A 23,006-nucleotide genomic window follows, 5' to 3' on the forward strand; every position below is an offset into this window, starting at 1 on the left:
ATTAGGATGGCACGTCAGGCCGCGCCCGCCAATCGTGCGGCTTCTTCCAGGTCCACGCTGACCAGGCGGCTGACACCCGGTTCGCGCATGGTCACGCCCGACAGCTGGTGCGCAGCCTCCATCGTCGCCTTGTTGTGGCTGACGAACAGGAACTGCACCTTCTCGCTCATTTCCTTGACCATGTTGGCCAGGCGACCGACGTTGGCTTCATCCAGCGGTGCGTCCACCTCGTCCAGCAGGCAGAACGGTGCCGGATTCAACTGGAAGATGGCGAACACCAGCGCTACTGCGGTCATCGCCTTTTCGCCGCCGGACAGCAGCGAGATGCTGGACACGCGCTTGCCCGGTGGGCGCGCCATGATGGTCACGCCGGTGTCGAGCAGGTCTTCACCGGTCAATTCCAGGTAGGCGTGGCCGCCACCGAACAGGCGCGGGTACAGCGCCTGCACGCCGGCGTTGACACGGTCGAAAGTGTCCTTGAAGCGGCCGCGGGTCTCGCGGTCGATCTTGCGGATGGCATCTTCCAGGGTTTCCAGCGCTGTGGTCAGGTCGGCGTGCTGCGAATCCAGGTAGTCCGAGCGCTGCGAGGCCTCGCCATACTCGTGGATGGCGGCCAGGTTGACCGGCTCCAGCCGGCGCATGCGGCCATCGATCTGGTGCACGGCCTGCTCCCAGTCGCCCAGGCGGGCGTCCTCGGGCAGTGCATTGAGCACGTCCTGCAGCACGAAACCAGCCTTTTCCACCGCCGCCTGCAGGGTATCCGCGCTGAGCACCAGCGCCTGCTGGTCAAGCTTGCGCTGCGAAATACGCTCACGCTGGGCCAATGCCTGTTCGTCGCGCTGGTGGCGGGTCTGCTCGTAGTTGCGCAGCTCGGCGTCGATGCCGTCCAGCATCGTTCGCGCCTCGGTCAGCACGCGATCAGCGCGCACGCGCTCTTCCAGCGCATTCTGGTGCTCGGCCTGCAGCGCTTCGACCGGCGAATCCCCTTCGTCCAGCTGCGAATGCAGCTCGCCCAGGCGCGAATCCAGCTGCCCGCGCTGGGTGCCCATGCGCTCCAGCGCCTGGCTCAACGAGGCCAGCTGCGCACGCTGCGATTCCAGGGTCAGGGCCAGCGAGTGCGCGCGCTCGCGTACCGCACGGGCGGCGTCGCGAGCCAGGTCGCGCGCCTCGGTCAACTGGCGGCGCTCGCCCTCCAGCCGTTGCCGGGTCGATTCCAGGTCGCCCATGCTGCTGACCGCGTTCTCCAACCGCGAGCGCGCTTCACGCGCTTGTTCGTTGTTGGCTTCAATGGTTTCCTGCAGCTGCTTCAGCTCGCCTTCGATGCGATCGATGCGCGTGCGCGCTGCCTCCACCTTGCCCTGCTGGCCCTGCAGCTGGCCGGCCAGTTCGGACACCGCGCGATGGGCCTGGTACAGCGCACGCTGCGCGTCTTCGCGCTGCTGTTCGGCAGCCTGCAGCTGCTCTCGGAAGCCGGCCAGCTGTTCTTCCAGTTCGGCCTCGCGGTCCTGCAGCTGCTCGATCTGCTCACGCAGTTCCTGGATCTCACGTTCGCGCAGCAGCGCGCCCTGCGCGGCGGCACCGGAGCGCGATACGCGCAGCCAGCCCTGGCCCAGGCGCTCGCCACTCTGGGTGATGATCGAATCGCCTTCCGGAAGGCTGGCCTGCAGCACCTTGGCCTCGGACAGATCCCTGGCACCGTGCAGGTGCGCCAGCAGGCGCCGGATCGCTGCCGGGCCACGCACGCGTGCAGCCAGCGAGGTCGGCGCGACCTTCAGGTCCGCGCCATCGTTGGCGACCAGCGCAATGTGGCCCTCGCCCAGTTCGCCCAGCGCGTCGACCAAGCTGGCCGGGTCATCGACCAGCACGCCTTCGATCAACTGGCCGAGCGCGCTTTCCACCGCGTTTTCCCAACCGGCATCGACATCCAGGCGTTCGCCGACACGCGCCGCCGAGTCCAGCCCACGCGCCTTCAGCCAGGCCACGGCAGCACCCTGCTCCTGGCCCAGCGCGGCCTGCTGCAGGGTTTCCAGCGAAGCCAGGCGACCGCGCAGGCCATTGGCCTGCTTGCGCAGTTCGGCCAGTTCGTTCTGGCCATTGCGCTGCTGTTCCTGCACCGCCGCCACGCCCTGCTTGCGCAGCTCGACGTCTTCGCTCAGTTCATCCAGCGCGGTCTTCTGCGTGTCGTGCTGCAGGTGCAGCTGCTCGAAGGCTTCTTCCAGCGCATCCACGTCCAGCCCGGCGCGCTCGGCGGCCAGGGCTTCACGACGCCGGTCGGCATCGAGGATCTGCTTGTCCAGGTAGTCCACGCGCGTGCGCTCGACGTCGCCGGCGCGCGAGGCTTCCGAACTCTGCGAGGTGTGCTGTTCCCAACGCTGCTGCCAGCTGGCCAGCCGGTCTTCAGCCTCGCGCAGGCTTTCCTGCTTTATCTCGTTTTCTTCCTGCAGTTCTTCCAGCTGCGGGGTGGCGGCCTCTACCGACTCCCGCAGCACCCTCAGCTTGGCCTCGTCGCCACTGATGTGCTGCCCCAGTTCGGCCAGGGCCTGCTGGGTTTCGTCGCGCGCCTTGTGCAGGCGCTGCGACAGCTCGCGCTGGTGCTGGATCTGCTGCTCCAGGCGGGCCAGCGTGCTGCCGACCTGATAGACCGCCGCCTGCGCGGTGTTGAGCGCATCGGCGGCCTCTTCGCGACGCACTCGCGAGGTTTCGATGCGGGCCTCTGCGTCGCGCTGATCGGCGATCAGCTGCTGCAGCTTGGTCTCTTCCTGCGAGAGGCCTTCGCGCAGCTTCGACAGGCGCCCATCGAGGCCACGGAATTCCAGCGCCTTCCACTCGGCATCCTTGATCCGGCGCTCTTCCTGCAGGGCCTGGTACTGCTCGGCCTGCTTGGCCTGGCGCTTGAGGTGTTCGAGCTGCTTGCTGATCTCGTCGCGCAGGTCACCCAGCCGGTCCAGGTTCTCACGGGTGTGGCGGATGCGGGTCTCGGTCTCCTTGCGGCGCTCCTTGTACTTGGAGATGCCGGCTGCCTCTTCCAGGTACACGCGCAGGTCTTCCGGGCGCGCCTCGATGATCTGGCTGATCATGCCCTGCTCGATGATCGAGTAGCTGCGCGGGCCCAGACCGGTGCCGAGGAACAGATCGGTGATGTCGCGGCGACGGCACTTGGTGCCGTTGAGGTAATAGTTGCTGGTGCCGTCGCGGCTGACCGTGCGCTTGACCGAGATCTCGTTGAACGAGGCGTACTCACCGGAAATCGTGTGGTCGGAGTTGTCGAAGATCAGCTCGACCGTGGCCTGCGACACCGGCTTGCGGGCATTGGACCCGGAGAAGATCACGTCGGTCAGCGAGTCGCCACGCAGGCGGCTGGCCGAACTCTCGCCCATGACCCAGCGCACGGCGTCGATGATGTTCGACTTGCCGCAGCCATTGGGCCCCACCACGCCGGTCATGTTGGTCGGCAGGTGCAGGGTGGTCGGATCGACGAACGACTTGAAGCCGGACAGCTTGATCGTGGAAAGACGCATAGGGGTTCCGGACTGGGGCCGGCAAGCGGCCTGCGTTTACCCTCCAAGCCATTGATCCTGTTGGGATCGATGCTCGTGGAACGGGTGTGACGCCCTGAGTATACCGATGTGGACGTGTTCTACGAATGGGCGTGGAACATTGCCCACCCCCACCCCGTCGGACGGACCTGGCCCGACACCGCGGAACGGCGCCAAAAACAAAACGGGCACCCTTGCGGGCGCCCGTTCTGCGGTGATGCCAGGCCTTGCGGCGTGGGATCAGGCTTCGGCGACGACGACGACCTTGACGGTGGTCTCGACGTCGGCGTGCAGGTGGACCAGCACGTCGTATTCGCCGATGTTGCGGAAGGCGCCTTCGCCCAGGATGACTTCGCTCTTTTCCAGCGGCAGGCCGGCGGCGGTGAAGGCCTCGGCGATGTCGCGCGGGCCAACCGAGCCGTACAGCTTGCCTTCGGTCGAAGCGTTGGCGGCGATGGTCACGCTCGCGCCTTCCAGCTTGGCCTTGCGGCCTTCAGCGTCGGCGTGGATGGCCTGGGCCTTGGCTTCGTATTCGGCGCGCTTGGCTTCGAACTCGGCCTTGTTGCTCTCGGTGGCCGGCACGGCCTTGCCCTGCGGCACGAGGAAGTTACGGCCGTAGCCCGGCTTCACGTCGACCAGGTCGCCCAGGTTGCCGAGGTTGGTGACTTTCTGCAGGAGGATCAGCTGCATGGTATTGCTCCAGATAAGTTATTCGTTAGCGAGGCGATGCCCCGCAACAAAGGCTGTCCGAATAGCTGGCACAGCGGGGGCGGCGCCGGGCCGCCCCGCCGGCATCAGACGTCGTGGTTGTCGGTGTACGGGATCAGGGCCAGGAAGCGAGCGCGCTTGACGGCGGTCGCCAGCTGGCGCTGGTACTTCGACTTGGTACCGGTGACGCGGCTCGGCACGATCTTGCCGTTCTCGGTCAGGTACTGGCGCAGGGTGTTGAGATCCTTGTAGTCGATCTCCTTCACACCTTCAGCAGTGAACTTGCAGAACTTGCGGCGACGGAAGAACTTGGACATGGGAAGGCTCCTTAGGCGGCGGAAGCGGCGTCGTCGCCGGCTTCGTTGTCAGCGGTGTTGTTGGACTCGCCTTCTTCGTCGTCACGACGACGGCGCTCACCGCGCTCCGGCTTGTCACCCTTCTCGTCCTTGCTCTTCATGATCAGCGACTGCTCGGTGTCAGCCTCGTCACGCTTGATGACCAGGTTGCGCAGCACGGCGTCGTTGAAGCGGAAGCTCTCGGTCAGTTCGTTCAGAACGGCCTGGTCGGCTTCGATGTTCATCAGCACGTAGTGGGCCTTCACCAGGTTCTGGATCGGGTACGCCAGCTGGCGGCGGCCCCAGTCTTCCAGACGGTGGATGGTGCCGTTGCCGTTCTCGACCAGCGACTTGTAGCGCTCGATCATGGCCGGGACCTGCTCGCTCTGGTCCGGGTGGACCATGAACACGATTTCGTAATGACGACTCATGTTTTTTTCTACCTTTCGGATGTGGCCTTGCGGCCGGACAGCCCCCCGCCGTTGATACCGCGGTGGGGCAAGGATTCCCGCCGGGAGGCAGGAAGCCGCGCATTATGGCGCAGATGGGGGTGCCGGGCAACCGGCGGGTCACAAGGCAACCTGAACCGGGGGCGCAGCCCCCATGCCGACCCAGGCTGGCCGCTACCGGAGCCCCGCACAGCCCAAGAATCCGCCTGGATTCACCCCAGGTCGACGTGAAGGCGATGCTGGCCGCATTCCAGGCACTGGAACAGGCAGCCGACCATCATCCCGTCCCGGCTCAGGTGCGCCAAGACCCAGTCGGTGTCGCGTGGATTGACTGCCGCCACATCGGGCCGGACCTGGTCGAGGATGGGCAGCAGATCGTCGCTGCCGGCGAAACCGAGGAAGGCGCAGGGCCGTTCACAATGGCTCAGCCAGACCGATTGCTGCCAGGACGGGTAGCCCGGCGTGCGCTCGCAGATCTCCAGCAGCAGCTCACGAGCGATGCTCGGCGGCGGGTCGGCCGGGTCTGGCGAGACCCCTTCGATATCACTCCAGCCGGTGAATTCACCCTCGTAGCTGGCCGCCGCCCTGCCGTCGGCGATACACCAGGGGCAAAGGTAATCCGGACGCAGACGGGTGTAGAACGGCCCGCGGTAGCGCAGTGTGCGCGGCTGGCCGCAGCAGTCACAGATTCCGTCGACCTCTTCGAAGGAGAGGGCGTAGGCGTTGGGGTGATAGGTAAAAGCCGGTCGTTCCATCCGTGGGGTCCCTGCCGAGCCCCGCGTGCCGACCAAGGTCGGCAGCTACCGGGACGCGCCGGGCCGTCAGGCCTTGTCGGCGTCGGTGGTGAAGCTCTCGCCGCAGCCACACTCGGCGGTGGCATTGGGGTTGCTGAACGTGAAGGTCTCGCTCAGGCCGTGCTTGCCGAAGTCGATCACGGTACCGTCCACCAGCGCCAGGCTCTTGGCGTCGACATAGATCTTCACGCCATCCTGCTCGAACACGGTATCGCCCTCGCGCTCGTCGCGTGCCAGGTCGGTGATGTGGCCCCAGCCGGAGCAACCGGTCTTGGTCACGCCGAAACGCAGGCCCAGCGCACCGGGGGTCTGGGCGACAAAGCGCTGCACGCGCTCGAAGGCAATGGGGGTCAGGCTGACGGCCATGGGGCTACTCCAGAGGTACGGGGACATTATAAGGAGCCGTTGCCGCGAAAAATGCCTCGCAAGCAGAACGCTGCAACCGGTAAACTCCCGTGTTCACAGATCGAGTCGATCAGCAGAGGATTCAAGTCATGACGGTGGTCAGCGTTGAACATGCGCTTGCCGGGAAGATCCCGGAAGGCGGCGAAGTCACGGTACGCGGATGGGTGCGCACGGTGCGCGGTTCAGCGAATCTGGCCTTCGTGAATGTGAGCGACGGCTCCTGCTTCGCCCCGATCCAGGTCGTGGCCGGCGACAGCCTGGCCAACTTCGACGAGATCAAGCGCCTGACCAGCGGCTGCTCGGTCATCGCCACCGGCACCCTGGTGAAGTCGCAGGGCAAGGGCCAGTCGTTCGAGATCCAGGCCAGTGCAGTGGAAGTGGTCGGCTGGGTCGAAGACCCGCTCACCTACCCGATCCAGCCCAAGCCGATGTCGCCGGAGTTCCTGCGCGAAGTGGCGCACCTGCGCCCGCGCACCAACCTGTTCGGCGCGGTCACCCGCATCCGCAACTGCCTGGCCCAGGCCGTGCACCGTTTCTTCCACGAGAACGGCTTCAACTGGATCAGCACCCCGATCATCACCACCTCCGACGCCGAAGGCGCCGGCCAGATGTTCCGCGTGTCCACCCTGGACATGGTGAACCTGCCGCGCGATGAGAAGGGCGCGATCGATTTCAGCCGCGACTTCTTCGGCAAGGAAACCTTCCTGACCGTGTCCGGCCAACTGAACGTCGAGGCCTACTGCCTGGCGCTGAGCAAGGTCTACACCTTCGGCCCGACCTTCCGCGCCGAGAACAGCCACACCACCCGCCACCTGGCGGAGTTCTGGATGATCGAGCCGGAAATCGCCTTCGCCGACCTGGCCGAAGACGCACGCCTGGCCGAAGAGTTCCTGAAGTATCTGTTCCGTGCGGTGCTGAACGAGCGCAGCGACGACCTGGCCTTCATCGCCGAGCGCGTGGACAAGAACGCGATCACCAAGCTGGAAGACTTCATCAACGCACCGTTCGAGCGCATCGACTACACCGACGCGGTCAGCCTGCTGCAGAAGTCCGGCAGGAAGTTCGACTTCCCGGTCGAATGGGGCCTGGACCTGCAGACCGAGCACGAGCGCTGGCTGACCGAGGAACACGTCGGCCGCCCGGTGGTGGTGACCAACTATCCGGAGCACATCAAGGCCTTCTACATGCGCCTGAACGACGACGGCAAGACCGTTGCCGCGATGGACGTGCTGGCCCCGGGCATCGGCGAGATCATCGGCGGCAGCCAGCGCGAAGAGCGCCTGGACGTGCTGGACGCGCGCATGGCCCAGTTCGGCCTGGATCGCGAACACTACAGCTGGTACCGCGATTTCCGCCGCTATGGCTCGGTGCCGCACGCCGGCTTCGGCCTGGGCTTCGAGCGCCTGGTGGTGTACGTCTGCGGGCTGTCCAACATCCGCGATGCGATCCCCTACCCGCGCGCCCCGGGCAGCGCGGACTTCTAAGCCCCATACGACCACGGAGGTACTGCCCCCATGACCCTGTTCTTCGCCCTCTGTTTCGTCGGCGTTGCAGTGGCCGGGTTCAGTGCCTTCGTGATCTTCTGGCCGCTGACCCTGGTGCACGTGCGCGACCGCCATCCGGCGCTCGCCGCGCGCTTCGGCAGCGGCGCCTTCCTCAAGCCCGATGCCCTGGCCTGGCTGCTGCGCCGCGACTATCGGCAGCAACCGGACCGCTCGCTGTCCGGGCTGGCGACACCGGCCTGGGTATCGCTGCTGACCCTGCTGGCCGGACTGGGCATGGCCGCCCTGCTCTGGCTGGCCTCGCTCTGGTAATACGCTCATGAACGACATCACCGCCTCGCGCGACAGCTGGTGGCTGGCCAGCCTCGGCAACACCCTGATCTGGGCGCGCCTGCGCGTTCGCCCGGCCGGCACCGCCGAAGTGCTCGACAGCGATGGCAACACGCTGAGCTACGACAGCGAAGACACCGCCCGTTCGCAGTTGTTCGACGCCGAGTTCGTCGAGTACGACGGCCTGGACGAGGAGGACGCACTGGTGCGCGGCTTCAGCCTGCACGAAGTGCAGCCGCCGCAGGCCGACAGCGACGAGGGTCTGCGTGGCCGCATGATCCAGTCGCTGGGCGGGCGCGCCTGACCCCTGCATGTTCACCCCGCGCGCCTTCGCCGAGACCGACCTGCTCTGGCTGGACCGCCTGCTGGCGCGCGACCCGTTCGTCACCGTGCTCACCCCCGGCAGCGATGGCCTGCCGGAGCTGACCCGGATGCCGGTGCTGTACCGGCGTGACGGCGACCAGATCGAACTGCGCGGCCACTGGGCCCGCGCCAACCCGCAGTCGCGCCACAGCGGCGCGGCCAAGGTACTGGTCGATGGCCCACACGGCTACGTCTCGGCCAGCTGGTATCCGGACAAGGAGCCCGCCGCGCGGGTACCCACCTGGAACTACGCCGCTGCCGAGCTGCGTGGCCAGCTGCAGACCTTCGACGACGCTGATGCGCTGGCCGAACTGGTCGGCGCGATCAGCGACCGCTTCGAAGCCAGCGTCGGCCAGGCCTGGCGGTTCGATGCCGCGCGCGCCGAACACGGCCCGGAGCTGCGCGCCATCGTCGGCTTCCGCTTCCAGGTGGAACACGTGCAGCTGAAGCTGAAACTCAGCCAGAACCATCCCGACGCCAACCAGCAGGCCGTGATCGCCGCACTGGAAGCGCTCGCCTCCCCGTCCTCCCATGAGCTGGCGCAGTGGATGCGCTGGCACCGTGAACAGTCCGCCTCCAGCGGCTGATCACCCCAGCTTCCCGCGACGGCGCGACCAGAACGGCCGCGCCTTGCCCCCACCCGACGCCAGGGATACCGCACATGAAAGACATCCACCGCCTGCTGCAGAACAACCGCGACTGGGCCGACCGCATCGCCAAGGAAGACCCTGAGTTCTTCCAGCAGCTGTCCAAGCAGCAGCATCCGGAATACCTGTGGATCGGCTGCTCCGACTCGCGGGTGCCGGCCAACCAGATCATCGGCATGGCCCCGGGTGAAGTGTTCGTGCACCGCAACGTCGCCAACGTGGTCGCGCACACCGACCTGAACTGCCTGAGCGTGGTGCAGTACGCGGTGGACCAGTTGAAGGTGAAGCACATCCTGATCGTCGGCCACTACGGCTGCGGCGGCGTGCACGCCTGCCTGCACAATACCCGCGTCGGCCTGGCCGACAACTGGCTGCGGCATGTCGGCGACGTGGTGCAGAAGCACCAGGGCATCCTCGATGCGATCGAGGATGACGAGCTGAAGCATGCCCGCCTGTGCGAACTGAACGTGATCGAGCAGGTCGCCAACCTGTGCCGTTCGACCATCGTCGAGGACGCCTGGGCGCGCGGGCAGAAGCTGATGGTGCACGGCTGGGTCTACAGCCTGAAGAACGGCCGGGTCAGCGAAATGGGCATCGATGTCGGTGGACCGGAAGAGCTGAAGCCAGCCTATGAAAAGGCACTGTCCTACGTGCCCCGCCAGGGCCGGCGCGACTGACCTCACTACGGACCACGACCATGCTCGCCTCGCCGATCAACCTGCACGCCTGGATCGAAGAAAACCGCCACCTGCTGAAGCCGCCGGTGGGCAACAAGATGATCGACAACGGCGACTTCATCGTGATGGTCGTGGGCGGGCCGAATTCGCGCACCGACTATCACTACGACGAAGGCCCGGAGTGGTTCTACCAGCTCGAGGGCGAGATGGTGCTGAAGGTGCAGGAGGACGGCGCGGTGCGCGACATTCCGATCCGCGCCGGCGAGATCTTCCTGTTGCCGGCCAGGGTGCCGCACTCGCCGCGGCGCCCGCCCGGCGGCATCGGCCTGGTGGTCGAGCGCAAGCGCCTGCCGCACGAGAAGGACGGCGTGATCTGGCATTGCGAACGCTGCAACCACAAGCTGCACGAAGAGTTCTTCCCGCTGCAGAACATCGAGACCGACCTGCCCAAGGTGTTCGCGCGCTATCACGCCAGCCTGGAGCTGCGTACCTGCAGCCAGTGCGGGCACGTGGATCCGCTGCCGGTGCCGGCGGCGGGCTGACGCCCACACCGGTAGGCGCCCACTTTGGTGGGCGCATGGATCCACGCGCGCCAACCAAGGTGGGCCACTACCAGAAAACGCGGCGCTCGAAGCGTGGCCGCGTCTACCGGGCCATGCCCCAGGCGCTACACTGGCGGTCCCGTTGCAGCCTGTTGCCCGACCATGTCCGACCTGCTCAGCCGCACCCACGCCATTGCCCTGGACGCCGCCGATCCGCTGCGCCCGCTGCGTAACGAATTCCTGATTCCGCGCCATGGCGGTGGCGAGCAGACCTACTTCGTCGGCAACTCGCTGGGCCTGCAGCCGCGTGGCGCCCAGGCCGCGGTGCAGGAAGTGATGAAGCAATGGGGCGAGCTGGCGGTGGAAGGCCACTTCACCGGCCCGACGCAGTGGCTGTCCTACCACCGCCTAGTGAGCGCGCAGCTGGCCCGCGTGGTCGGTGCACTGCCCAGCGAAGTGGTGGCGATGAACACGCTGAGCGTGAACCTGCACCTGATGATGGTCAGCTTCTACCGACCGACCGCGCAGCGCCCGGTGATCCTGATGGAAGCCGGTGCGTTCCCGACCGACCGACACGCGGTCGAAGCGCAGATCCGTTTCCACGGGTTCGACCCCGCCGAGTGCCTGGTGGAAGTGCAACCGGACGAAGCCAACGGAACGATCTCGCTCACCGCGATCGAGCGCGCCATCGCCGAACACGGTCCGCGCCTTGCACTGGTGCTGTGGCCCGGCGTGCAGTACCGCACCGGCCAGGCCTTCGACCTCGATGCAATCACCCGTGCTGCCCGCCTGCAGGGCGCGCGCATCGGCTTCGACCTGGCGCACTCGGTCGGCAACCTGCCGCTGCGCCTGCATGACGTCGCACCCGATTTCGCCGTGTGGTGCCACTACAAATACCTCAACAGCGGCCCGGGTGCGGTGGCCGGCGCGTTCGTGCACGAGCGCCATCACCGCGACACCACGCTGCCGCGCTTTGCCGGCTGGTGGGGCCATGAGGAAGCCACCCGCTTCCAGATGGCACCGCAGTTCACCCCCGCCATCGGTGCCGAAGGCTGGCAGCTCAGCAATCCGCCGATCCTCGGCCTGGCGCCGCTGCGCGCGTCGCTGGACCTGTTCGAGCGCGCCGGCATGGAGGCACTGCGCAGCAAGTCGCTGGCGTTGACCGGCATGCTCGAAGCGCTTGTACGTGCACGCCTGTCCGGCGTGCTCGACATCATCACCCCGGCCGAGCCGCAGCGCCGCGGCTGCCAGCTGTCATTGCGCGTGATCGGTGGGCGCGAGCGCGGCCGTGCGCTGTTCGAGCACCTGCGCGGCATCGGCGTGCTCGGCGACTGGCGCGAGCCGGACGTGATCCGCATCTCGCCCACCCCGCTCTACAACCGCTATCTGGACGTGCACCACTTCGTCGAGGAAGTGGAAGCCTGGGCCGGCCTCTGAGCCGGTCCTTCCCCTACTGCTGGACAGTTCGTTGATCGCACATGCTTCCCGCTCGTTGAGCATTATCGGTGCCGGCCTCGCCGGGTCGCTGCTGGCCATCCTGCTGTCACGCCAGGGCTGGCGCATCACCCTGTACGAACGCCGTGGCGATCCACGCGTGGCCGACTATGAGAGCGGCCGCTCGATCAACCTGGCGCTGGCCGAGCGTGGGCGCAATGCGCTGCGCCAGGCCGGTGTGGAAGACGAGGTCATGGCGCGCGCGGTGATGATGCGCGGACGCATGGTGCATCCGCGCGAAGGCGAACCGCAGCTGCAGCGCTATGGCCGCGACGACAGCGAAGTGATCTGGTCGATCCATCGCAGCGACCTCAACACCACGCTGCTGGAACTGGCCGAACAGGCTGGCGCGACCGTACACTTCCACCGCCGCCTGCACACCGTCGATTTCGACGCCGGCTACGCACGCTTCATCGACGACCGCGACGACAGCCCACATGACATCCGCTTCGACACCCTGATCGGTGCCGATGGTGCAGGCTCGGCCCTGCGCGCGGCGATGAACCGGCGGGCGCCGCTGGGCGAGGACATCGCGTTCCTCGATCACTCCTACAAGGAGCTGGAAATTCCGCCGGCCGACGATGGCAGCTTCCGCATCGAGCGCAACGCGCTGCATATCTGGCCGCGCGGCCATTACATGTGCATCGCCCTGCCCAATCACGAAGGCACCTTCACCGTCACTTTGTTCCTGCCCAACCAGGGCGATCCCAGCTTCGCCACGATCAATACCGGCGCGCAGGCCGAGGCGCTGTTCGCGCGCGAGTTCGCCGACACCCTGCCGCTGATCCCGAACCTGCGCGCAGACTGGGAACAGCACCCGCCGGGCCTGCTTGGCACGCTGACGCTCGATCGCTGGCACCAGCAGGGCCGTGCCGTGCTGATCGGCGACGCCGCGCATGCGATGGTGCCGTTCCACGGCCAGGGCATGAACTGCGCGTTCGAGGACTGCGTTGCGCTGGCCCGCCACCTGATGGAGGCCGATGATCTGGAAGGTGCGTTCGCCGCGTTCGAAGCCGAGCGCAAGCCGAATGCACGTGCCATCCAGCAGATGGCGCTCGAGAACTACCTGGAAATGCGCGACCGCGTCGCCGACCCTGCATTCCTGCTGCAGCGCGAACTGGAACAGGAACTGCAGCGGCGCTGGCCGACCCGCTTCGTGCCGCACTACACCATGGTCACCTTCCTGCACACGCCGTACGCCGAGGCGCTGCGCCGCACCGAACTGCAACGCGACATGCTGGTGGCCGCCACCACCGGCCATGATTCACTGGACAACATCGACTGGGCCGCGCTGGAAGCGCAGATTCATGCGCAGCTGCCGGTCCTGGAGGGCGCGCACTGATGGCTGACAGCTTCCTGTTCTACGATCTGGAAACCTTCGGCCAGGACCCGCGGCGCACGCGCATCTCGCAGTTCGCCGCCATCCGCACCGACGCCGATCTCAACGAAATCGACACCCCGGTCAGCTTCTTCGTGCGCCCGGCCGATGACCTGCTGCCCTCGCCGATGGCCACCCTGGTTACCGGCATCACCCCGCAGCAGGCACTGGCCGAGGGCATCAGCGAGGCCGAGGCCTTCGACCGCATCAACGAGCAGCTGTCGCGCCCCGGCACCTGCGCGCTGGGCTACAACACGCTGCGCTTCGACGATGAGTTCGTCCGCTACGGGCTGTTCCGCAACTTCCACGACCCATACGAACGCGAGTGGCGCAACGGCAATTCGCGCTGGGACCTGCTGGACATGCTGCGGCTGATGCGCGCGATGCGCCCGGACGGCATCCAGTGGCCGCTGCGCGAGGATGGCGCCACCTCGTTCAAGCTCGAACATCTGGCCGAAGCCAACCACGTGCGCGAAGGCGATGCACACGAAGCACTGTCCGACGTGCGCGCCACCATCGGCATGGCGCGGCTGTTCAAGCAGTCGCAACCACGCCTGTGGGACTACGCCCTGAAGCTGCGCGACAAGCGCTTCGTCGGCGGCCTGCTGGACGTGGCCGCGATGAAGCCGGTGCTGCACATTTCCATGCGCTACCCGGCCAGCCGCCTGTGCGCGGCACCGGTGCTGCCGTTGGCCGTGCACCCGACCATCAACAACCGGGTGATCGTGTTCGACCTGGAAGGCGAGATCGACGACCTGCTGGAACTGCCGGCCGAGGTGATCGCACAGCGCCTGTACATGCGCGCCAGCGAGCTGCCCGAAGGCGCGGCACGGGTACCTCTGAAAGAAGTGCATCTGAACAAGGTGCCGGCGCTGATCGCCTGGAACCACCTGCGCGCCGATGATCACGCGCGCCTCGGCCTGGATGTGGCTGCGATCGAAGCCAAGGTGGAGCGCTTGCGCGCGTTCGCCCCGCAGCTGGCCGAAAAAGCCCGGCAGGTCTACAACCAACCCCGCGCCGCCACCGTGGCCGACGTCGATGCCTCGCTGTACGACGGCTTCCTCGGCAACGGTGACAAGCCGCTGCTTGCGCTTGCACGCACCACCGCGCCCGAGCAGCTGGCCGCGCTGGAAGGTCGCTTCCGCGACCCGCGCCTGCCGGAGCTGCTGTTCCGCTACCGCGCGCGCAATCATCCCGACAGCCTCGCGTCGCCTGAACGCCAGCGCTGGCAGGATTACCGCCGCCAGCGCCTGCTCGGAGACGGCGGCCTGGGCGAACTCAACCTGCCCCAGTACCAGCAGCAGCTGGATGCACTGGCCGCTGAAGCGCCCGATGACACCCGGCGCCAGGCCCTGCTGCAATCGCTGCGCGACTGGGGCCAGCACCTGCAGGAGACGCTGTGAGCACTTATTTCTCGGATGCCAGCTTCAAGTTCCTGCGCAGCCTTGCGCGGCACAACGACAAGGCCTGGTTCAACGATCACCGCCAGCAGTACGAAGACCACGTGCGGCAACCGTTCCTGCGCCTGCTGGGCGACCTGCAGCCGGCGCTGGCCGAGGTCAGCGAGCACTTCCGCGCCGATACCCGTGGCGTCGGTGGCTCGCTGTTCCGCATCCATCGTGACGCGCGTTTTTCCAACGACAAGTCGCCGTACAAGACCTGGCAGGGTGCACGCCTGTTCCATGAGCGCCGCCGCGAAGTGGCCGCGCCCTCGTTCTACGTGCACCTGCAGCCGGGCGAGAGCTTCGTCGGCGCCGGCCTGTGGCATCCGGAACCGGAAACCCAGCGCCGCGTACGCCACTTCATCCTCGACAATCCGGGCAGCTGGAAGGCCGCCGCGCATGCACCGGCCCTGCGCAAACGCTTCGATTTCGAGGAGAGCGAAAAGCTGGTGCGGCCCCCGCGTGGCTTCCCGGCCGACTTCGAGTTCATCGACGACCTCAAGCACCGCAACTGGGTGATGTGGCGCTCGCTGGACGATGCCACCATGACCGGCCCGCGCCTGCTGTCCACGCTGGGCAAGGACCTGGCTGGGCTCGGCCCGTTCGTTGACTACCTGTGCGCGGCGCTGGACCTGGAGTTCTGAGCCGCATCACCTGCCGTTCACCACTGGCTGCCTCACTTGCGGCAGTCTGGACAGCATGAAGAAGCTCACTGCACTGGCCGTGCTGCTGGTCCTGTCCTTGGCTGCGTGGTGGTTCGGCGGCCCGTACATGGCCGTGCATGGCCTGTCCAAGGCCATCGAAGAACGCGACACGGCGCGACTGGAACGCTATGTCGATTTCCCTCGCGTGCGCAGCAGCCTGCGCGCCCAGCTCAACGACTATCTGGTACGCCAGGCCGGCCCGGATGTAGCGGCCAGCCCGTTCGGCGCCCTGCTCTACGGCCTTGGCGACCAGCTCGGCGGTGCAGCCGTGGAAACCATGGTGACCCCGACCGGGATCGGCGCAATGCTGCAGGGCCACGTGCTGTGGAAGCGCGGCCGCAATGAACTGCAGGGCGGTGATGCCTTCGGCGCGACCGAGCCGGCACGGCCATTGAAGAACGCCGAGCATCACTTCGAAGCGCTGGACCGCTTCGTGATCGACGTCGATCGCGGCCCCGACCAGCCGCCGATGAAAGTGGTGCTGGAACCGCAGGGCCTGCGCTGGAAGGTGGTGGATCTGCAGTTGGGGATGTCGGGCACCCCGTGACGGGTCATGCCCTTCGACGGTGCTGCTTTCGGTAGGTGCCCACCTTGGTGGGCATGGATCCAGGACGGCGCCAACCAAGGTTGGCGACTACCGCGGTACAGCGCTCTGGTAGATGCCCACCTTGGTGGGCGTCGATGCATGGCAGTGCCAACCAACGGTTGGCACCCACCCGGCATGGTCTCACCCCTCGTTGGCGACACCGTGCGGTACGTGGCCGGCGGCCACGTGTTCGCGCGCACTGTCGATGTTGTGCTGCGAATCATCGAAGAAGATGTCGGCACCGAACGCCTGCAGGAACGGCCCCTTGTGGCGGCCGCCGAGGAACAGCGCTTCGTCCAGGCGCACTCCCCACTCGCGCAGGGTGCGGATTACGCGCTCATGCGCCGGTGCCGAGCGTGCGGTCACCAGCGCAGTGCGGATCGGCGCGCTCTCGCCGGCCGGGAACACTTCCTGCAGCGTATGCAGGGCCGACAGGAAACCGCGGAATGGGCCGCCGCTGAGGGGTTCGCGGGCCCGTTCACGCTCGTGCCGGCCAAACGCCTCCACGCCCTGCTCGCGTGAGATGCGCTCGCTCTCGTCACCGAAGATCACTGCGTCACCGTCGAAGGCGATGCGCAACTGGCCGGCCGGGCGACCGGTATCGATCTGGTCGGCCGCCGCGGCGGCGGTTTCGCCAGGCGGCTTGGGCAGAATGGTCGCCGCGGCGATGCCGTGGCGCAGCGCGCTGCGCACCGATTCCGGGTTGGCCGACAGGAACAGGTCGGTGCCGAACGGCTTCACGTACGGCCAGGTCGGCTCGCCGGCGGTGAACGTTGCGCGGATGATGCCCAGGCCGTAGTGCTGGATCGAATTGAAGATGCGCAGGCCGGTATCGGCCGAGTTGCGCGACAGCAGGATCACCTCGACGCGAGGATTCTCCGGGCTGGCCCCCTGGTTCAAAGCCAGCAGCTTGCGCACCACCGGGAAGGCCACGCCGGGGCCGAGGATATCGTCCTCGTGCTGGCGCTGGAATTCGGCATAGGCCGCCACGCCATCGCTCTCGAACAGCGCGTGGCTTTCCTCGAGGTCGAACAGCGCGCGCGAGGTCACCGCGACGGTCAGCAAACGGGGGGAGTTGTCGCCCATCGGTGGGGGTCCTTCAAGCGGTCGGCACGGCCGGCTGCCCATTGTCCTCAAAAAACGAACTGTTCGCTCAGGATCCGGTCTTCCAGGTTGTGCTCCGGGTCGAACAGCAGGGTCACGCGGCGGTCCTTCGACTCACGGATGGTCACCTCGACCACGTCGCGGGTCTCGTGCGAATCAGCAGTCACGCTGACCGGGCGCTTGTACGGATCGAGCACGCGGAAGCGCACTTCGGTATCGGCCTTCAGGATCGCCCCGCGCCAGCGCCGCGGCCGGTACGGGGCCAACGGCGTCAGCGCGATGGTGTGCGAGCCCAGCGGCAGCACCGGACCATGCGCGGAATAGTTGTAGGCGGTGCTGCCGGCCGGGGTGGCCACCAGCACGCCGTCGCCGATCAGTTCGGCCACGCGCTCCTGGCCGTTCAGATCGATACCGATATGCGCGGCCTGCCGGGTCTGGCGCAGCAGCGAAACGTCGTTGTAGGCCAGCGAGCCGGTACTGGTGCCGGACTCGGTCAGCGCCACCATTTCCAGCGGGCGCAGGTTGGCCGGTTCTGCGCGTGCGATGCGGGCCTGCACGTCGTCGTCTCCACGGTACTGGTTCATCAGGAAGCCGACCGTGCCCAGCTTCATGCCGAACACCGGCTTGCCCAGGTGCCCATGCCGATGCAGGGTCTGCAGCATGAAGCCGTCGCCCCCCAGCGGGCACAGCACGTCGGCCTGCTCCGGCGCGTGATCGCCATAACGCGAGATCATCGCCGCGCGGGCCATCTGCGCGGGCTCGGCGGTGCTGGCCAGGAAAGCGATGCGGGGGGTGTCGCTCATCGGTGGATCCGGGTGGGTGTGCCTGCAAGAGCATACCCGGTAGTGCCGGCCGCTGGCCGGCAGCTGCACCCGGTTGCGGTTCATGCGGCTGCCGGCCAGCGGCCGGCACTACCGTGCAATGCAGAACGGCCCCGCTTTCGCGGGGCCGTTCCGGTTCACGCATGCCAGGCATGGCCTGGCACTACTTCACTTACGCGCCGTGTGCCGCCAGCTGGCCCAGGCGCTGCACCGCGACTGAAACGGTCGGGTAGTCCAGGGTCTTCTGCTCGGCCAGTTCGGCCAGCATCGCCAGGGTGAAGCGCAGGCTGTTGTCGTCACGGCCCATCCAGGCTGCGACCTTGGCTTCCGCGCTGCTGCCCTTGGTGCCCAGCACCTGGCCGGCCAGGTTGCGGTGGTTGGCGGCCAGCTCGTCACGCAGCACGCCACGTGCCACGGCGTGCCAACGACCGTTGACCTCCAGCGCATCGACCTGCTCGAACAGCCACGGCAGCTGCAGGGCATCGCCCAGGCGGAAGTGGACCTTGGACACGTCCACCGGCTTCAGCTTGCGGGTGCGGGCCAGTTCGATGATGTCGAACGCCGGCTCCAGGAAGTGCAGTTCGGCCAGCTGCTGCGCCAGCGCGGACGGCAGGCCCTTTTCCTTCCACTCGGCCACCAGGGCTTCGTAGGTCGGACGCTGCGAATCCGGCAGCACACCCGAGGCAACGCGGATGTCGTTGAACGGACCCTGGTAGCGGTTGACCGCTTCAGTGATGCCCGGCATCGCGCCCGGGCGCGACAGCAGCCAACGCACGAACGAACGCTGCAGCTTCCAGATCACTTCCAGTGCGTCGATCTGCACCGACTCCGGCACCTTGCCGTCGAGTGCATCGATCTGCGCCCACAGCGCGCGCGCATCCAGCGTTTCGCGGCTGATGGTGTAGGCCTTGGCGACCTCGGCGATGGAACGGCCGGTGTCTTCCTGCATGCGCATCAGGAAGGTGGCGCCCATGCGGTTGATGGTCTGGTTGGTCACGGCCGTGGCGATGATTTCGCGCTTCAGGCGGTGACGCTCCATCGCGTCGGCGTACTTCTTCTGCAGCGGGGTCGGGAAGTAACGCTGCAGTTCCTTGGACAGGTACGGATCTTCCGGGATGTCCGATTCCAGCAGCTGGGCGAACGCCACCAGCTTCGAGTAGGACAGCAGCACCGACAGTTCCGGGCGGGTCAGGCCCTGGCCGCGTGCCTTGCGCTGGGACAGCTCGGCGTCGGACGGCAGGAACTCGATCTGGCGATCCAGCAGGCCCTGCTGTTCCAGGGTACGGATGAAGTGCTGCTTGGAACCCAGGCGCTTGACCGCCATCCGCTCCATCAGGCTCAGCGCCTGGTTCTGGCGGTAGTTGTCGTTGAGCACCAGCTCGGCGACTTCATCGGTCATCGAGGCCAGCAGCTTGTTGCGCTGCTCGACGGTCAGCTTCTTGGCCCGCACCACATCGTTGAGCAGGATCTTGATGTTGACTTCGTGGTCGGAGGTGTCGACACCGGCCGAGTTGTCGATGAAGTCGGTGTTGAGCAGCACGCCGGCCTGGGCGGCTTCGATGCGGCCCAGCTGGGTCATGCCCAGGTTGCCGCCCTCGCCCACCACCTTGCAGCGCAGCTCGCCACCGTTCACGCGCAGGGCGTTGTTGGCGCGGTCGCCGACATCGCTGTGCTGCTCGCTGGCAGCCTTCACGTAGGTACCGATGCCGCCGTTCCACAGCAGGTCGACCGGTGCCTTCAGGATCGCGCTCATCAGATCGTTCGGCGACAGCGCCTTGACGTTGTCATCCAGGCCCAGCGCTTCACGCACCTGCGGGGTGATCTCGATCGACTTCAGGCTGCGCGGGTATACGCCGCCGCCCTTGCTGATCAGCTTGGCGTCGTAGTCCGCCCAGCTCGAACGCGGCACGGTGAACAGGCGCTCACGTTCGACGAACGTGGTGGCCGCATCCGGGTTCGGGTCCAGGAAGATGTGGCGGTGGTCGAAGGCAGCGACCAGGCGGATGTGGCGCGACAGCAGCATGCCGTTGCCGAACACGTCGCCGGACATGTCGCCGACGCCGACCGCAGTGAAGTCCTGGGTCTGGCTGTCACGGCCCAGCGCACGGAAGTGGCGCTTGACCGATTCCCACGCACCGCGTGCGGTGATGCCCATGCCCTTGTGGTCATAGCCAACCGAACCACCGGAGGCGAACGCATCGCCCATCCAGAAGCCGTGCGCGATGGCCAGGCCGTTGGCGATGTCGGAGAAGGTCGCGGTGCCCTTGTCGGCGGCCACCACCAGGTACGGATCGTCCATGTCGTGGCGCACGACATCCACCGGCGGCACGATCTTGTTGTTGACGATGTTGTCGGTGATGTCCAGCAGGCCCTGGATGAACAGCTTGTAGCAGGCCACGCCGTTGGCGAAGATCGCGTCGCGGTCGCCGTTCACCGGCGGGGTCTTGGCGAAGAAGCCGCCCTTCGCGCCGACCGGCACGATCACGGTGTTCTTGACCATCTGTGCCTTGACCAGGCCCAGCACTTCGGTACGGAAGTCTTCGCGACGATCCGACCAGCGCAGGCCACCACGGGCGACCGCGCCGAAGCGCAGGTGGGTACCTTCCACGCGCGGGCCGTAGACGAAGATCTCGCGGTACGGGCGCGGCTTCGGCAGGTCCGGCACCAGCGCCGAATCAAACTTGAAGCTGATGACATGGCCGTGCTGGCCGTTGGCATCGGTCTGGTAGTAGCTGGTGCGCAGGGTCGCGTCGATCACGCCCATGAACGAGCGCAGGATGCGGTCCTCGTCCAGGCTGGACACACGGTCCATCAGCTTCAGCAGCGCATCGCGCGCGGCCTGCATCTGCGCGTCGCGGTCACCCTTGCGGGCGTCGACCACGGTCTTGAGCACCTTCAGGGTGGCGTCGTCGCCAGCAGCCAGCACATCGAAGTGGGCCTTCAGCTGGGCCTGGCCGGCGGCGATGTCGTCCTTGCTCTCGTGGCCGGTAGCCGGATCGAAGCGCGCTTCGAACAGCTCGACCAGCAGTCGGGCCAGCAGCGGGTAGCGCGCGAAGGTGCCTTCCACGTAGGCCTGCGAGAACGGCACGCCGGTCTGCAGCAGGTACTTGCAGTAGCCACGCAGCATGGCGACCTGGCGCCAGTGCAGGCCGGCAGCCAGCACCAGGCGGTTGAAGCCGTCGTTCTCGGCATCGCCGTGCCAGACGCGGGCAAAGGTCTCGCCGAAGGCTTCATCGACGCTGGCGGCATCGATCGCGCCGGCGGTCGATTCGACCTCGAAGTCCTGCACGTACACCGGGGCGTTGTCGACCGACAGGCGGTACGGACGCTCGGCGATCACGCGCAGGCCCATGTTTTCCATCATCGGCAGCGCGTCCGACAGCGGGATGTCGTCCAGCTGGCGATACAGCTTCAGGCGCAGGCCATCACCGCTTTCGCGCGGCACGGCCTGCAGGCTCAGGCGCAGGTCGTCCGGGCCGGTCAGGGCATCAAGCTGGCTGACATCGTTGGCCGCAACAGCCGTGCTGTTGTCTTCGATGTAACCGGCCGGCAGCGCCTTGCCGATGCGGGCGGCGATGCGCAGGCCTTCGGTCTCGCCGTGGCGGGCCACCAGCGCTTCGCGCAGGTCGTCCTGCCAGTTGCGCAGGACCTGGGCCAGCTTCTGCTCCAGTTCGGCGGTATCAACGTCGAGCATTTCACCCGGCTTCGGGCGCACGATCAGGTGCACCTGGGCCAGCGGCGATTCGCCCAGCACCACCGAGCTGTCGACGTACTCGCCGTGCAGCGCGTCCCTCAGCATCGCTTCGATGCGCAGGCGCACGTCGGTGTTGAAGCGCTCGCGCGGCAGGTAGACCAGCGCGGAGATGAAACGGCTGTACTTGTCGCGGCGCAGGAACAGGCGGCTGCGCACGCGTTCCTGCAGGCCCAGCACGCCCATCGCGGTGCGGAACAGTTCGTCCTCGCTGGACTGGAACAGTTCTTCGCGCGGCAGCGTTTCCAGGATGTGGCGCAGGGCCTTGCCACTGTGGCTGGCCGGGGCCAGGCCCGACTGCTTCATCACGTGCTCGTGGCGCTGGCGCACCAGCGGGATCTCCCACGGGCGACGGTTGTAGGCACTGGAGGTGAACAGGCCAAGGAAGCGCTGCTCGCCGATGATCTTGCCCTTGGCGTCGAATTCCAGCACGCCGATGTAGTCCATGTAGCCGGCGCGGTGCACGCGCGAACGGGCATTGGTCTTGGTCAGGATCAGCGCGTCCTTCAGGCCGGACGTGGCGTTCAGGCCCTGCGCGGCCAGGGTCTTGACCGGGCGGGCCGCGGACTTGTCCTTGCCGCGCATCAGGCCCAGGCCGGTGTCGTTCAGCGGCGCCAGTACGTCTTCCTTGCCCTGCTTCTCGACGCGGTACTCGCGGTAGCCGAAGAAGGTGAAGTGGTTGTCGGCGGCCCAGCGCAGGAACTCCTGTGCTTCCTTGCGCGATGCATCGTCGACCGGCAGCTGGCGCTTGCCCAGGTCGTCGGCCAGCGCCAGTGCCTTGTCCTTCATCGGCTGCCAGTCGCGCACGATCGCGCGCACTTCGTCCAGCGCCTTGTTGATGGCCTGTTCGATGGCGGCCATGGCTTCGGCCGGCTGGCGGTCGATCTCCAGCAGCATCACCGACTCGGCATCACCCTCGCCGACCTTGACCAGCTTGCCGGCCTTGTCGCGGGTGAAGCGCAGCACCGGGTGGCCCAGCACGTGGACGCCCACGCCCTGCTCGGCCAGCGACATGGTGACCGTATCCACGAGGAACGGCATGTCATCGTTGACGATCTGCAGCACGGTGTGCGGCGATTCCCAACCGTTGGCCTTCGCGGTCGGATTGAACACGCGGACGTTGGCCTTGCCGGCCTTGCGGGCACGCGCGAATTCCAGCGTCTCAGCCGCGAGAGCGGCCCACTCTTCAGCGCTGTGGTGCGGGAACTCGTCCGACTCCATGCGCTTGTAGAAGTCAGTGGCAAAGGCCACTGCTTCGGCCTGTGCGGCCGCGGGGTAGCGCTTGCGCAAGGCCGTGTACACCGGCTCCAGGGAGAAACCAGCGGTCACTGCGACCTCCGACTCTGCTGGTTTCGTCTTGTTCTTCACGGTCTTGGCTGCGGTTTTTTGCGGTTTCATGGCAGAGCGATGCGCTTGCTCAGTTGGGAAAATGAAATTG

General features: G+C 66.8%; 20 protein-coding genes. 11 read left to right on the forward strand and 9 right to left on the reverse strand.

Going from position 1 to position 23,006, the window contains the following annotated elements:
* Window positions 1-14: 14 nt before the first annotated feature.
* From smc to AC5P99_RS04165, 6 genes are all read right to left on the reverse strand, one after another.
* Window positions 15-3,518 (reverse strand): chromosome segregation protein SMC, encoded by a 3,504-nt coding sequence (gene smc, locus AC5P99_RS04140; protein WP_088436568.1) that lies wholly within the window; start codon window positions 3,516-3,518, stop codon window positions 15-17.
* Between the two features lie 258 nt (window positions 3,519-3,776).
* Window positions 3,777-4,226 carry a 50S ribosomal protein L9 gene (gene rplI, locus AC5P99_RS04145; protein WP_005410227.1) on the reverse strand — a complete coding sequence of 150 codons (450 nt, stop codon included), beginning with the start codon at window positions 4,224-4,226 and terminating at the stop codon, window positions 3,777-3,779.
* 104 nt (window positions 4,227-4,330) lie between these two features.
* Entirely contained in the window at window positions 4,331-4,561 is a 231-nt protein-coding gene (gene rpsR / locus AC5P99_RS04150; protein ID WP_002804494.1) for a 30S ribosomal protein S18, read from the reverse strand.
* Between the two features lie 11 nt (window positions 4,562-4,572).
* Window positions 4,573-5,010, reverse strand: a complete 438-nt coding sequence (rpsF, locus tag AC5P99_RS04155; protein ID WP_005410228.1) for a 30S ribosomal protein S6 — start codon at window positions 5,008-5,010, stop codon at window positions 4,573-4,575.
* Window positions 5,011-5,240: 230 nt separating this feature from the next.
* Window positions 5,241-5,783 carry a CbrC family protein gene (locus AC5P99_RS04160; protein ID WP_049448999.1) on the reverse strand — a complete coding sequence of 181 codons (543 nt, stop codon included), beginning with the start codon at window positions 5,781-5,783 and terminating at the stop codon, window positions 5,241-5,243.
* A 66-nt stretch (window positions 5,784-5,849) separates the two neighbouring features.
* A complete protein-coding gene (locus AC5P99_RS04165; RefSeq protein ID WP_005410230.1) occupies window positions 5,850-6,188 on the reverse strand; it encodes a HesB/IscA family protein in 339 nt (112 codons plus the stop codon).
* Window positions 6,189-6,316: 128 nt separating this feature from the next.
* Between AC5P99_RS04165 and asnS the strand changes: the two genes are divergently transcribed.
* The 11 genes from asnS to AC5P99_RS04220 all read left to right on the forward strand — a co-directional run bounded on the left by asnS (window position 6,317) and on the right by AC5P99_RS04220 (window position 15,853).
* Window positions 6,317-7,711 carry an asparagine--tRNA ligase gene (gene asnS, locus AC5P99_RS04170; RefSeq protein ID WP_005410231.1) on the forward strand — a complete coding sequence of 465 codons (1,395 nt, stop codon included), beginning with the start codon at window positions 6,317-6,319 and terminating at the stop codon, window positions 7,709-7,711.
* Between the two features lie 30 nt (window positions 7,712-7,741).
* Window positions 7,742-8,041: a hypothetical protein gene (locus tag AC5P99_RS04175; protein ID WP_005410232.1), complete on the forward strand. Its 300-nt coding sequence runs from the start codon at window positions 7,742-7,744 to the stop codon at window positions 8,039-8,041.
* A 7-nt stretch (window positions 8,042-8,048) separates the two neighbouring features.
* The gene (locus AC5P99_RS04180) at window positions 8,049-8,363 is read left to right on the forward strand and encodes a hypothetical protein (RefSeq protein WP_006453002.1); all 315 of its coding nucleotides are present in this window, start codon (window positions 8,049-8,051) and stop codon (window positions 8,361-8,363) included.
* Between the two features lie 7 nt (window positions 8,364-8,370).
* Window positions 8,371-9,009 carry an FMN-binding negative transcriptional regulator gene (locus AC5P99_RS04185; protein WP_049448997.1) on the forward strand — a complete coding sequence of 213 codons (639 nt, stop codon included), beginning with the start codon at window positions 8,371-8,373 and terminating at the stop codon, window positions 9,007-9,009.
* 74 nt (window positions 9,010-9,083) lie between these two features.
* Window positions 9,084-9,746, forward strand: coding sequence for a carbonate dehydratase (gene can, locus AC5P99_RS04190; RefSeq protein WP_005413910.1), 663 nt, complete (start codon window positions 9,084-9,086; stop codon window positions 9,744-9,746).
* A 20-nt stretch (window positions 9,747-9,766) separates the two neighbouring features.
* Window positions 9,767-10,288, forward strand: a complete 522-nt coding sequence (locus AC5P99_RS04195) for a 3-hydroxyanthranilate 3,4-dioxygenase (protein ID WP_005413911.1) — start codon at window positions 9,767-9,769, stop codon at window positions 10,286-10,288.
* Between the two features lie 162 nt (window positions 10,289-10,450).
* Window positions 10,451-11,725 carry a kynureninase gene (kynU, locus tag AC5P99_RS04200; RefSeq protein ID WP_012480764.1) on the forward strand — a complete coding sequence of 425 codons (1,275 nt, stop codon included), beginning with the start codon at window positions 10,451-10,453 and terminating at the stop codon, window positions 11,723-11,725.
* 31 nt (window positions 11,726-11,756) lie between these two features.
* Complete coding sequence (locus tag AC5P99_RS04205; RefSeq protein ID WP_012480765.1) at window positions 11,757-13,124, forward strand: FAD-dependent oxidoreductase; 1,368 nt, start codon at window positions 11,757-11,759, stop codon at window positions 13,122-13,124.
* Window positions 13,124-14,563, forward strand: coding sequence for an exodeoxyribonuclease I (gene sbcB, locus AC5P99_RS04210; RefSeq protein WP_099473775.1), 1,440 nt, complete (start codon window positions 13,124-13,126; stop codon window positions 14,561-14,563). Before AC5P99_RS04205 ends, sbcB begins: the two co-directional genes overlap by 1 nt.
* Window positions 14,560-15,246: a DUF2461 domain-containing protein gene (locus AC5P99_RS04215; RefSeq protein WP_005410240.1), complete on the forward strand. Its 687-nt coding sequence runs from the start codon at window positions 14,560-14,562 to the stop codon at window positions 15,244-15,246. Before sbcB ends, AC5P99_RS04215 begins: the two co-directional genes overlap by 4 nt.
* Window positions 15,247-15,301: 55 nt before the next feature.
* Window positions 15,302-15,853 carry a DUF2939 domain-containing protein gene (locus tag AC5P99_RS04220; RefSeq protein ID WP_088436566.1) on the forward strand — a complete coding sequence of 184 codons (552 nt, stop codon included), beginning with the start codon at window positions 15,302-15,304 and terminating at the stop codon, window positions 15,851-15,853.
* 180 nt (window positions 15,854-16,033) lie between these two features.
* Here the strand turns inward: AC5P99_RS04220 and AC5P99_RS04225 are convergent, their stop codons facing one another.
* From AC5P99_RS04225 to AC5P99_RS04235, 3 genes are all read right to left on the reverse strand, one after another.
* The gene (locus AC5P99_RS04225; protein WP_005410242.1) at window positions 16,034-16,978 is read right to left on the reverse strand and encodes a 5'-nucleotidase; all 945 of its coding nucleotides are present in this window, start codon (window positions 16,976-16,978) and stop codon (window positions 16,034-16,036) included.
* Between the two features lie 47 nt (window positions 16,979-17,025).
* Complete coding sequence (locus AC5P99_RS04230; RefSeq protein WP_005410243.1) at window positions 17,026-17,799, reverse strand: NAD kinase; 774 nt, start codon at window positions 17,797-17,799, stop codon at window positions 17,026-17,028.
* A 190-nt stretch (window positions 17,800-17,989) separates the two neighbouring features.
* Window positions 17,990-22,966: an NAD-glutamate dehydrogenase gene (locus tag AC5P99_RS04235; RefSeq protein ID WP_088436565.1), complete on the reverse strand. Its 4,977-nt coding sequence runs from the start codon at window positions 22,964-22,966 to the stop codon at window positions 17,990-17,992.
* Window positions 22,967-23,006 lie beyond the last annotated feature (40 nt).

The organism is Stenotrophomonas sp. YJH_SMC_80, assembly GCF_059372495.1.

Excerpts from the sequence above, each read along its gene's own strand:
- sbcB (WP_099473775.1), top strand. The coding sequence starts at position 13,124 with ATGGCTGACAGCTTCCTGTTCTACGATCTGGAAACCTTCGGCCAGGAC.
- AC5P99_RS04235 (WP_088436565.1), bottom strand. The coding sequence starts at position 22,966 with ATGAAACCGCAAAAAACCGCAGCCAAGACCGTGAAGAACAAGACGAAA.
- AC5P99_RS04185 (WP_049448997.1), top strand. The coding sequence starts at position 8,371 with ATGTTCACCCCGCGCGCCTTCGCCGAGACCGACCTGCTCTGGCTGGAC.
- AC5P99_RS04220 (WP_088436566.1), top strand. The coding sequence starts at position 15,302 with ATGAAGAAGCTCACTGCACTGGCCGTGCTGCTGGTCCTGTCCTTGGCT.
- rpsR (WP_002804494.1), bottom strand. The coding sequence starts at position 4,561 with ATGTCCAAGTTCTTCCGTCGCCGCAAGTTCTGCAAGTTCACTGCTGAA.
- AC5P99_RS04165 (WP_005410230.1), bottom strand. The coding sequence starts at position 6,188 with ATGGCCGTCAGCCTGACCCCCATTGCCTTCGAGCGCGTGCAGCGCTTT.
- AC5P99_RS04230 (WP_005410243.1), bottom strand. The coding sequence starts at position 17,799 with ATGAGCGACACCCCCCGCATCGCTTTCCTGGCCAGCACCGCCGAGCCC.
- AC5P99_RS04175 (WP_005410232.1), top strand. The coding sequence starts at position 7,742 with ATGACCCTGTTCTTCGCCCTCTGTTTCGTCGGCGTTGCAGTGGCCGGG.
- kynU (WP_012480764.1), top strand. The coding sequence starts at position 10,451 with ATGTCCGACCTGCTCAGCCGCACCCACGCCATTGCCCTGGACGCCGCC.
- can (WP_005413910.1), top strand. The coding sequence starts at position 9,084 with ATGAAAGACATCCACCGCCTGCTGCAGAACAACCGCGACTGGGCCGAC.
- smc (WP_088436568.1), bottom strand. The coding sequence starts at position 3,518 with ATGCGTCTTTCCACGATCAAGCTGTCCGGCTTCAAGTCGTTCGTCGAT.
- rplI (WP_005410227.1), bottom strand. The coding sequence starts at position 4,226 with ATGCAGCTGATCCTCCTGCAGAAAGTCACCAACCTCGGCAACCTGGGC.
- AC5P99_RS04180 (WP_006453002.1), top strand. The coding sequence starts at position 8,049 with ATGAACGACATCACCGCCTCGCGCGACAGCTGGTGGCTGGCCAGCCTC.
- AC5P99_RS04225 (WP_005410242.1), bottom strand. The coding sequence starts at position 16,978 with ATGGGCGACAACTCCCCCCGTTTGCTGACCGTCGCGGTGACCTCGCGC.
- AC5P99_RS04195 (WP_005413911.1), top strand. The coding sequence starts at position 9,767 with ATGCTCGCCTCGCCGATCAACCTGCACGCCTGGATCGAAGAAAACCGC.
- asnS (WP_005410231.1), top strand. The coding sequence starts at position 6,317 with ATGACGGTGGTCAGCGTTGAACATGCGCTTGCCGGGAAGATCCCGGAA.
- rpsF (WP_005410228.1), bottom strand. The coding sequence starts at position 5,010 with ATGAGTCGTCATTACGAAATCGTGTTCATGGTCCACCCGGACCAGAGC.
- AC5P99_RS04160 (WP_049448999.1), bottom strand. The coding sequence starts at position 5,783 with ATGGAACGACCGGCTTTTACCTATCACCCCAACGCCTACGCCCTCTCC.